Raw genomic sequence first — 387 nt, 5'->3', positions numbered from 1 at the left:
GGGCCAAGGAACCCATCATCCCGCTGCGCCTCTTCCGTAACCGCACCATCACGCTGGCCTCGATCGCCTCGCTGTTCGTCGGCATCGCGATGTTCGCGGGCACCGTATTCTTCAGCCAGTACTTCCAGCTGGCGCGCGGCAAGTCGCCGACGATGTCCGGCGTCATGACCATCCCGATGATCGCGGGCCTCTTCCTCTCCTCGACGATCTCCGGTCAGGTCATCACCAAGACCGGGCGCTGGAAGGCGTGGCTGGTCACCGGTGGCTTCCTGGTCACGGCCGGGCTCGGGCTGCTGGGCACGATCCGGTACGACACCCCGTACTGGCACGTCGCGGTCTTCATGTTCGTCATGGGTCTCGGCATCGGCATGATGATGCAGAACCTGG

Annotated in this window: 1 protein-coding gene; it reads left to right on the top strand. The window is 64.6% G+C overall.

Going from position 1 to position 387, the window contains the following annotated elements; all coding sequences use genetic code 11:
* A partial coding sequence (locus tag JHN63_RS52140; RefSeq protein ID WP_200692068.1) for an MFS transporter occupies positions 1–387 on the top strand: 387 nt, incomplete at both ends.

Origin of the sequence: Streptomyces sp. MBT65 (assembly GCF_016612545.1) — a bacterium.
Lineage (GTDB): Bacteria > Actinomycetota > Actinomycetes > Streptomycetales > Streptomycetaceae > Streptomyces.
The sequence above is the reverse complement of the archived record's forward strand: the minus strand, read 5'-3'. Positions and strand labels throughout refer to the sequence as shown.